Source organism: Pseudomonas sp. GW821-FHT07G10 (assembly GCF_059418545.1).
Map to the genome: position 1 here is coordinate 40833 of NZ_JBWKQB010000039.1, position 10542 is coordinate 51374.

6 protein-coding genes are annotated in these 10542 nt (G+C 60.5%); all 6 read left to right on the forward strand.

All coding sequences use genetic code 11. The features are described 5' to 3' along the window. The first annotated feature begins 62 nt into the window (after window positions 1–62). The 6 genes from AC07O1_RS27900 to AC07O1_RS27925 all read left to right on the forward strand — a co-directional run bounded on the left by AC07O1_RS27900 (window position 63) and on the right by AC07O1_RS27925 (window position 10462). On the forward strand, window positions 63–1790 hold the full coding sequence (locus tag AC07O1_RS27900; RefSeq protein WP_495090876.1) for an autotransporter assembly complex protein TamA: 1728 nt from the start codon (window positions 63–65) through the stop codon (window positions 1788–1790). Beyond that, on the forward strand, window positions 1787–5458 hold the full coding sequence (locus AC07O1_RS27905; protein WP_495090877.1) for a translocation/assembly module TamB domain-containing protein: 3672 nt from the start codon (window positions 1787–1789) through the stop codon (window positions 5456–5458). The genes AC07O1_RS27900 and AC07O1_RS27905 overlap by 4 nt, the downstream gene beginning before the upstream one ends. Before the next feature lie 252 nt (window positions 5459–5710). Then, window positions 5711–6184, forward strand: a complete 474-nt coding sequence (locus tag AC07O1_RS27910) for a MarR family winged helix-turn-helix transcriptional regulator (RefSeq protein ID WP_495090878.1) — start codon at window positions 5711–5713, stop codon at window positions 6182–6184. After that, window positions 6181–7650: an efflux transporter outer membrane subunit gene (locus AC07O1_RS27915; RefSeq protein ID WP_495090879.1), complete on the forward strand. Its 1470-nt coding sequence runs from the start codon at window positions 6181–6183 to the stop codon at window positions 7648–7650. Before AC07O1_RS27910 ends, AC07O1_RS27915 begins: the two co-directional genes overlap by 4 nt. Before the next feature lie 15 nt (window positions 7651–7665). Then, window positions 7666–8868 carry an HlyD family secretion protein gene (locus tag AC07O1_RS27920; RefSeq protein WP_495090880.1) on the forward strand — a complete coding sequence of 401 codons (1203 nt, stop codon included), beginning with the start codon at window positions 7666–7668 and terminating at the stop codon, window positions 8866–8868. Between the two features lie 64 nt (window positions 8869–8932). Continuing rightward, window positions 8933–10462 carry a DHA2 family efflux MFS transporter permease subunit gene (locus tag AC07O1_RS27925; RefSeq protein WP_495090881.1) on the forward strand — a complete coding sequence of 510 codons (1530 nt, stop codon included), beginning with the start codon at window positions 8933–8935 and terminating at the stop codon, window positions 10460–10462. Window positions 10463–10542: the final 80 nt, after the last annotated feature.

A 10542-nucleotide genomic window follows, 5' to 3' on the forward strand; every position in this document is an offset into this window, starting at 1 on the left:
GAGCTTTGCAGTCACTGCCGGGCTCTATCACGCTCCCAAGCTCGTGATAGCATCCGTGCCCTATGAAGTATCCAGGAAGATTCACCAGCGGCTTGCTCATGCTGGTCACAAGCTGTGTGGCGTTGGCACAAAGTGAATTGGATGTGCGGATCAAACCGTCAAACGATGAACTGAAGGCCAACGTAGAGGGCTATATCGGTGGCCTTGGCGATCGTAACGAAGAAGCCTTGTTGCGCTTCAGTCGTGGCGCCGAAGAGCAAGCGAGAAAGGCCGCCCAGGCCTTGGGCTTCTATCAGCCGCAGATCAATAGCGAAGTCAGCGGCGGCAAGTCGCCACGGTTGGTGTTGAACATTGACCCCGGTGAGCCTGTGCACCTGCGTAATGTCACCCTGCGTATCGATGGCCCCGCAGCCTCCCTCAAAGCCTTCCGCGTACCGAAAAGCGATCAGCTGAAATCCGGCGCCGTGCTCAATCACGGCCATTATGAAGAGGCCAAGCGGCTGATCCAGAATCAGGCATCGCGCTACGGCTTTTTCAGCGGACGTTTTACCAGCCAGAAATTATCAGTCGATCCCCAGGCCGGTGTCGCCGACATCGAACTGATCTATGACAGCGGCCCGCGCTATGCCTTGGGCAAGGTCAGCTTCGCCGGTGACACACCGTTCGATGAAGATTTGCTGCAACGCATGGTGCCGTTCAAGGCCGGCGCCCCCTACGATTCCGAACTGATCGCCGAACTCAATCAGGCGTTGCAGTCGAGCGGCTATTTTGAAGGCATACGGGTCGATGCCGCGCCCGCCGCCGCTGCCAACGATGTGATCCCGGTGGCGGTGCGGCTGGAAACCCGCAAGCCACGGACCATGGGCCTGGGCCTGGGTTTCTCCACCGATGTCGGTCCGCGCGCCAAGGCTAACTGGACCCGGCATTGGGTCAACCCCCAGGGTGACAGTTACGGCTGGGAGACCGAAGTGTCCGCACCGCGGCAGAACGTCGGCGTGTGGTATGACGTGCCGCTGGACCCGCCGCTCACCGATAAACTGCGCTTTGCCGGTGGCTATCAATATGAAGAAATCGCCCATACCGATAGCCTGAGCAAGCTGCTCACGGTCGGTCCCGAGTGGCACAGCAAGTTGCCCGGCGGCTGGCAACGAGTGATCTCGCTGAAATGGCAACGGGAAGAGTTTCGCCTCGGCGACGATTCGGGGCTGAGCAACTTGCTGATGCCGGGTGTCAGCTATTCCTACTTGCGCAGCGACAACCGCGTCGATCCGCACAATGGCTATCGTCTGCAATTCGACGCCAAGGTGGCCAAGGAAGGGTTGGCGTCGGACACCAACTTGCTCTATGGCACTGCACTGCTCAAAGGCTTGACCACCGTCTGGGACAAGCACCGCTTCCTGGGGCGCGTGCAGTTCGGCGGCAGCGCCACCAATGGCTATAAATCGGTTCCGCCATCACTGCGTTTCTTCGCCGGTGGTGATCAAAGCGTGCGCGGGTACGACTATCAGAGCCTGTCCCCGGAAAACTCCAATGGTGATCGCATCGGTGGTCGCTACATGGTCACTGGTAGCGTCGAGTATCAATACTCCATCGCCGAGAAATGGCGGGTCGCGACCTTCATCGACCAGGGCAACTCGTTCAACACACTCGAACTGCCGAACCTCAAGACCGGCGTCGGCATCGGCGTACGCTGGGTCTCGCCGGTCGGACCGCTGCGTCTGGACCTCGCCCATGCGATGGATGACCAAGGCGGCATTCGGTTGCACTTTTCCATGGGGCCTGAGCTTTGAATCGTGGTTTGAAAATAGCGCTGCTGGCGATACTTACGCTGGTGATGGTGGTTTTGCTGGCGCTGGCTACGTTGCTTGGAACCCAGGCTGGCAGCCAGTGGGCCCTTGGGCGGGTACCGGGTTTGACGGTAGACAATTTCCAGGGCCGTCTGGGCGGCCAATGGAGCGCCGACCACCTGCTCTGGCAGCAGGACAGCAGCCGGGTCGAACTGATCAAGCCGGTTTTTGCCTGGTCGCCGTTGTGTCTTGCGCGCGTGACCTTGTGCATCGAGCAACTGCGCGTCGAGCAGGTCAGCCTGCAATTTCCATCGAGTACAAATGAGAGCAGCGGACCCGTCAGCCTGCCCGAACTGAAACTGCCACTGGCTATCGAGTTGGGTGAAGTGCAGATCGGCCGCCTGCTGTTCAACGGCAGCGAACAACTCAAAGGCTTGCAACTGGCGGCCCGGTGGACGGCCAAGGGCTTGCAGATCGATGCCGTGCACCTGCAACGCGATGGCCTGAGCCTGGACCTGTCGGGCCTGTTGCAACCGAGCGGTAACTGGCCGCTGACGGCTGAAGGCACGTTGACCTTGCCGGCGCCGGGCACCGCACCGTGGGCGCTGGCGTTGAAAGTCGACGGCGATTTGCTCAAGACCCTTAACCTCAAAGCCGACAGCAGCGGCTACCTGCAAGGCCAATTGACCGGTGAGCTGCAACCGCTGGTGGAGAATCTGCCTGCTCAAGTGCGCATCACTGCGAATGGCTTCAAGCCCAGCGCCGACTTGCCGGACACCCTGCAACTCAATCAACTCGAATTGACCGGCAAGGGCGATCTGAAAGACGGTTATCAGCTGTTTGGCAAAGCTACCTTGCCTGCCGAGCAGGGGCCGGTCGACCTGCTGCTGCAAGGTAAGGTCGACGCCAAGGGCGCACAAATTGCCGCGCTGGACCTCAGTGCCAGCGCCGAGCAAAGTCTCAAGCTCACCGGGCAACTGGACTGGAGCGAAGGCTTCAGCGTTGAAGCCAGGATCGACTGGCTGAACTTCCCTTGGCATCGGCTCTATCCGCTGATCGACGAACCGGCAGTGGCGCTGCGTACCTTCAACGCTGAAGTGTCCTATCGCGATGGCAACTATCTGGGCAATTTCAAGGCCGCGCTCGATGGCCCGGCGGGGGCGTTCAGCCTGAGCAGCCCGTTCAGTGGCGACCTGACAAAAATCTTCTTGCCGCAGTTCAAGCTTGCGGCCGGGCAGGGTAAGGCCGAAGGGCATTTGAATCTGCAGTTTGCCGATGGCATCGCCTGGGACACGGCGCTGGACCTGTCGGCGATCAACCCGGCGTATTGGCTGGCGGAGTTGCCGGGCAATCTCGCTGGACCGTTGCGCAGCAAAGGCGAAATGAAAAACCGGCAACTGAGCCTGAATGCTGACCTGGACCTCAAGGGCAAACTGCGCGGTCAACCTGCCGTGTTTCAGGCCAAGGCCGATGGTGGCGGTGAGCAATGGAGCCTGAGTGCGCTGGATATTCGCCTGGGTGACAACCGCATTAACGGCAAGGGCAGCCTGCACAACCAACTGGCCGGGCAGCTCGATATCCAGATGCCGCGCCTTGGCCAACTCTGGCCGCAATTGCGCGGTCAGCTCAATGGGCGTCTTGATCTCACCGGCACCTTGAAAGCACCGCAAGGCAAGCTAAGCCTGCACGGTCTGCAATTGGTGATGGCCGACAATCGCCTGCAAAGCCTGAACCTGGACGCCAGCCTCGACAGCGCCCAACGCGCGCGTATCGACCTCAAAGGCAGCGGTATCCAGACTGCAAATACGCAATTGGGCACGCTGACGGCCAGCGGCCAGGGCGATGTCAAAAACCAGAAATTGCAACTGGACCTCCAGGGGCCGATGCTCAAGCTGGCGCTGGGGCTGGACGGCAATCTGGATAAAGGCAACTGGCGCGGACGTTTGGCCAGTGGTGACATACAGGCTGGCGGCCAGGACTGGAAGTTGCAGAACCCGGCGAAACTCGAACGCCTGGCCGACGGCAAAGTGACCTTTGCCGCTCATTGCTGGATGTCTGGGCAAGCCAGCCTGTGCGGTGAAGACCAGCGGCTGATGCCTGAACCCAAGCTGCGCTACCACCTCAAGCAGTTCCCGATTGAAAGCCTGGCGCAATGGTTGCCGAAGGATTTCGCCTGGCAGGGAAAGCTCAATGCCGACCTGCAACTCGATCTGCCGGCCAGCGGCCCGAAAGGCCAGATCATGGTCGACGCGAGCGGCGGTACGCTGCGTATGCGCGAAAAAGGCCAGTGGCTGGATTTCCCTTACCAGACACTCAAGCTCAATAGCACCCTGGGCCCCAAACGCATCGATACCCAGCTCGACTTCGTCGGTGCCAGGCTCGGCGAACTGATGGTGCAGGCGCAGGTCAACCCGTTTCCGAAGAACAAGCCGCTGACCGGCTCTTTCCGGCTCAACGGTCTGGATCTGTCGGTGGCGCGGCCGTTTGTGCCGATGGTCAAGAAGCTGTCCGGGCATTTGAACGGCAATGGCAGTTTGTCCGGCGGTTTATTCGCGCCCCAGGTCAATGGCAGCCTGACCCTTAGCGATGGCGAAATCTCCGGGCCGGAATTGCCCACCAGTTTCGAGGCGCTGCAGATTCAGGCGCTGATCGTCGGTGAAAGCGTGCAACTGAACGGTGGCTGGAAAAGCGGCAAAGCCGGGCAGGGCACATTGAATGGAAATGTAGCCTGGGGCGAAGCGCTGGTGGTTGATTTGAGCCTCAAAGGCTCGCAGCTGCCGGTCACGGTCGAGCCCTATGCGGTGCTGGAAGTGGCACCGGACCTGAAAATTTCGATGAAGAACGACAAGCTGGCGATTGCCGGCAAGGTGCAGGTGCCTAAAGGCGAAATCACCATCCGTGAGTTGCCGCCATCGACGGTCAAAGTCTCGGATGACACAGTGATCGTTGGCCATCAGACCGAAGAGGGCAAGCCGCCGATGGTCATGGCGATGGACATCGACGTCGAGGTGGGTAAGGACAAGCTCAGCTTCAGTGGCTTTGGCTTGACCGCCAATCTACAAGGCCAGGTGCATATCGGCGACAACCTGGATACCCGAGGCGAGCTCTGGCTCAACGATGGCCGTTATCGCGCCTACGGCCAGCGCCTGACCGTTCGTCGTGCACGGTTGTTGTTCGCAGGTCCCATCGATCAACCGTATCTGGACATCGAAGCGATTCGTCAGACCGACGACGTGATCGCCGGCATTCGCCTGAGCGGCAACGCCGAGCAGCCAACCACGCAGATCTTCTCCGAGCCGGCCATGAGCCAGGAGCAGGCGTTGTCCTATCTGGTACTGGGGCGTCCGCTGAGCACCACCGGAGAAGACAACAACATGCTGGCCCAGGCGGCGCTGGGTCTGGGGCTGATGGGCAGTTCGAGTATTACCGGTGGTCTGGCCAAGGACCTGGGGATTCAGGACTTCCAGCTCGACACTCAGGGCAGCGGCAACACCACCAGCGTGGTCGCCAGCGGCAACATCTCCGAGCAGCTCAGTTTACGCTACGGGGTTGGGGTGTTTGAGCCCGCCAATACCATCGCGCTGCGTTACAAGCTGAGCAAGAAGGTCTATCTGGAGGCCGCCAGCGGTATCGCCAGTTCACTGGATATCTTCTACAAGCGGGATTTCTAAACCCTGTCCCCGATTGAGGGCTGCTCTCTGTGGCGAGGGGGCAAGCCCCCTCGCCACAATGACCGCGCAAGTCGTGGTTTCAGTGACTCAGCACTCTCCCTTCTAAGCATCAATCGCTCATAACCCCTTCGCCCTGAAACCCGCCATTTATCACCTGATTACAAAGCCTCCTAACTATTTCGTTGACATTCGCTGCCTAGGCAGTAATATCTCGAAACAGACTCTCTGCCTAGGCAGCTAATTGGTGGTCAGATGAAACATTTCACGCCGGACGATTTTAAAAATTGCCATCTCGGTCTGCTGCTGGGGCGCGCTGCGCTGCTCAAGGACCGGATCATCGACACGCACATGGAACCCCACGGCATCACCGCCGCGCAGTTCAAGGTGCTGATCATCATGGCCCAGTTCGGCGTCGATACACCGGCCGAGTTGTGCCGGCATCTGTCGCTCGACAGTGGCTCGATGACCCGGATGCTTGATCGCCTGGAGCAGAAAGGTTTTCTCGCACGCAAACGCTCTGAAGAAGACCGGCGTCAGGTGCAGTTGGTGCTGACCGAGGAAGGCCAGAAGCTTGCCGACAGGCTTCCTCATATAGGTGCCGAGGCAATGAACGAACTGGCCGGCGCTATCACCAGCGAAGAGCTGAAAACCCTGGAACAGATCCTGAAGAAAATTTTGCTGGCGGCCGGTGACTCGATCACCTTGCTGCGGGTAGGTGACAAGTGAGCAGCAAAACCTTGCGTACCGGCCTCAGCCTGGTGCTGTTGGCCATGAGCCTGGCCGGGTGCGCCAGCTACAGTGGCCTGAACACCCAAGGCGTGAGCCTCGATGCGAAAACCTTGAAGGCTGGGCAATCCCTCAGCGGTGTAACCCTGTCGCCGGCAGCGTGGCCAAAGAGCGACTGGTGGAAAAGCCTCGGCGACCCACAGCTCGATGGTCTGATCCGTGAAGCCCTGCACGACAGCCCGGACATGCAGATCGCCGACGCCCGTGCCCACCAGGCCAGCGCCGCCGCTTATGCTGCCGATGCCGCGCGGATGCCGACCCTCGATGCCAGCGCCAGCGTCAGCCGCTCACGGTTGGCTCGTGACAAGGACCCGACCAGAGTGGGTGGCACTTACTCCACAGTGCGCAGTATCGGCGCCAGCTTCAATTACACCTTCGACCTCTGGGGCGGCCAGCGTGCCACCTGGGAAGCGGCGCTGGGCCAGGCCCGTGCTGCCGAAGTCGATCAGCAAGCCGCGCAACTGACCTTGTCGGCCGACGTTGCTCGCGCCTACAGCAACCTGGGCCAGGCCCACATCGTCTATGACCTGGCCAACGATGACCTCAAGCGCACTCGGCAAATGCTTGATCTGAGCAAGCGTCGGCTGAGTTCCGGTATCGACAGCCAATACCAGTATCAACAAACCGAAAGCCTGGAAGCCAGCTCCGAAGCCACGTTGATCGACGCCGAAAAGACCCTTCAGAGCGCGAAAATCGCCCTGGCCGTGCTGCTCGGTAAAGGCCCGGATCGTGGCAACGACGTTGCCCGGCCGAAAATCCTTCAGGCCAGCGCCGTGGCGTTGCCATCGACACTGCCGGCCGAGTTGCTCGGTCGTCGCCCGGACCTGATCGCCGCGCGCTGGCGGGTCGAGGCGGCGAGCAAAAACATCGACGCCGGTAAAACAAAGTTCTACCCGAATCTCAACTTGAGCGCGGCCGCCGGCGCCGAATCGTTGTTGGGTGACGCGATGTTTGGCTCGGCGAGCCGCTTCTTCAATATTGTGCCAACCGTGTCGTTGCCGATCTTCGATGGCGGCCGCTTGCGCGCCAACCTCGATGCTCGCGACGCCGACTACGACCTCGCCGTCGCGCAGTACAACAAGACTCTGGTGAAAGCGTTGGGGGATGTCAGCGACACCATCTCCCAATTGCGTGACATCGGCCGGCAGATCGGTGCGCAGCAACACGCCACCGACATCGCTCAGGATTCTTACAACACCGTGGTCCAGCGCTTCGGTTCCGGTATCGGTAACTACCTGGACGTGCTCAGCATCGAGCAGCAACTGCTGCAGGCCCAGCGTCAACTGGCAAACCTGAATGCCGAGCAAATCGATCTCTCGATTCAACTGATGCAGGCTCTGGGCGGCGGGTTTCAGGCCGACACCATGGCCGCGGCCAACCCAACCCCAGCCACGCGGACTGAATAATTCAAGGTACTTGTCATGGCCACTGAAGAAACCAACCAAACCCCTGAAAATGCCCAAGACACGGGTAATCCAGGCAAACGAAAATTCATGCTGCTGGTGCTGACGATCCTGGTGATTCTTGGCGGCCTCGGTGTCTGGGGCTGGCACGAACTCTACGGACGTTGGAACGAAAGCACTGACGATGCCTACGTCAACGGCAACGTAGTGGAAATCACTCCGCTGGTCACCGGCACGGTTGTCAGCATCGGTGCCGACGACGGCGACCTGGTTCATGAAGGCCAGGTGCTGATCAACTTCGACCCGAACGACGCGCAAGTCGCTCTGCAAAATGCCCAGGCCAATCTGGCCCGCACCGTGCGCCAGGTGCGCGGCCTGTACAGCAACGTTGATGGTATGAAAGCCCAGGTCAATGCACAGAAAGCTGAAGTGCAGAAGGCTCAGGACAACTTCAATCGCCGGAAGAATCTGGCGGCGGGCGGGGCGATTTCCCAGGAAGAACTGTCCCACGCTCGGGATGACCTGACCTCGGCGCAAAACGCCCTGGCCAACGCTCAGCAGCAGCTCAACACCACCAGCGCACTGGTCGACGACACCGTGGTTTCGTCTCATCCAGACGTCCAGGCCGCCGCTGCACAAGTGCGTCAGGCTTACCTGAACAACGCCCGCAGCACACTGATCGCACCAGTCACCGGGTACGTCGCCAAGCGCACCGTACAGTTGGGTCAACGGGTTCAGCCGGGGACGGCGCTGATGGCGGTCATCCCGCTGGATCAACTGTGGATCGACGCCAACTTCAAGGAAACCCAGCTGCGTGACATGCGCATCGGTCAGCCGGTGGACATCGAAGCCGACCTCTACGGCAGCGAAGTGAAATACAGCGGCACCATCGATAGCCTTGGCGCCGGGACCGGCAGCGCGTTTGCCTTGCTACCGGCGCAAAACGCGACCGGTAACTGGATCAAGATTGTTCAACGGGTGCCGGTGCGGATTCACATCAACGCCGAACAACTGGCCGAACACCCGCTGCGGGTTGGCCTGTCGACGATGGTCAACGTCAACCTGCACGACCAGAGTGGCCCGGTGTTGGCGCAACAGCCGCAGCAAAAGGCCTCGTTCAGTACCAACGTCTACGACCGTCAGTTGGCTGACGCCGACGCGATGATCACCCGCCTGATCCACGACAACAGTTCAGTGGCGAGCAAAACTGCTCAGCGCTGATTCGCCAATCCGTCAGCTGCGGCCATAACGGTCGCAGTGACTGCCTCGTTTCAAAGGATTCGCGATGAGCAATAACGCCTCTTTCACTCCGCCCAGCCTGCTGCTCAGTACCATCGGTCTGTCGCTGGCGACGTTCATGCAGGTGCTCGACACCACCATCGCCAACGTGGCCTTGCCGACAATTTCCGGCAACCTGGGCGTGAGTTCGGAGCAGGGCACCTGGGTTATCACTTCGTTTGCCGTGAGTAACGCCATCGCGCTGCCGTTGACCGGTTGGCTCAGTCGGCGCTTCGGTGAAGTGAAGCTGTTTATCTGGGCGACACTACTGTTCGTCCTGGCATCGTTTCTGTGTGGAATCTCTACCTCCATGCCTGAGCTGGTGGGTTTTCGGGTCCTGCAAGGGGTGGTGGCGGGGCCGTTGTATCCAATGACCCAGACCCTTCTGATTGCGGTCTATCCGCCGGCGAAACGGGGGATGGCACTGGCACTGCTGGCGATGGTCACGGTGGTCGCACCGATTGCCGGTCCCATCCTCGGCGGCTGGATCACCGACAGTTACAGCTGGCCGTGGATCTTCTTCATCAACGTGCCCATAGGCCTGTTTGCCGCGTTCGTGGTTACCCAACAGATGAAAAAACGCCCGGTGGTCACCAGTCGCCAGCCGATGGACTACGTCGGTCTGATCGCGTTGATCATCGGTGTCGGGGCTTTGCAGATCGTCCTCGATAAAGGCAACGATGCTGACTGGTTCGAATCCAGCTTCATCATTGTCGGCACGGTGATTTCGGTGATCGCCCTGGCGTTCTTCGTGATCTGGGAAATGACCGATGAACATCCGGTGGTCAACCTGCGGCTGTTCGCCCACCGCAATTTCCGCTATGGCACCATCGTGCTGGTATTGGGTTACGCCGGGTTCTTCGGGATCAACCTGATTCTGCCGCAATGGTTGCAGACGCGGCTGGGCTACACCGCGACCTGGGCCGGTTTTGCCGTAGCACCGTTGGGCATCTTGCCGGTGTTGCTGTCGCCCTTCGTCGGCAAATACGCATCGAAATTCGACATGCGGGTGCTGGCGGGCGGCGCGTTCCTGGCCATCGGCATGAGCTGTTTCATGCGCGCCGGGTTTACCAATGAAGTGGACTTCCAGCATATCGCCCTGGTGCAGCTGTTCATGGGGATCGGCGTGGCGCTGTTCTTCATGCCGACCCTGACCATCCTGCTATCGGATCTGCCGCCGAGCCAGATCGCCGACGGCTCGGGTCTGGCGACGTTCCTTCGGACCCTGGGCGGCAGCTTCGCCGCGTCACTGACCACCTGGATCTGGATTCGCCGGGCCGATCAGCATCACGCCTACCTGACTGAAAGCATCAATACCTTTGAGCCAGCGACCCGCGAGGCGTTGACGCATCTGGGCGGGGCAGGGGTCAAGGCTTACACGCAGCTGGATCAGATGGTGATCAGCCAGGCATACATCATGTCCACGGTGGATTACTTCAGCCTGCTGGGCTGGATGTTCATGGGCCTGATTCTGATTGTCTGGCTGGCCAAGCCTCCGTTCGCGGCCAAGGCCGGGCCGGCGGCAAGCGGACACTGACAGCTGTAGGAGCCTGGGGGGGGGGGGGGGGGGGGGGGGGGGGGGGGGGGGGGGGGGGGGGGGGGGGGGGGGGGGGGGGG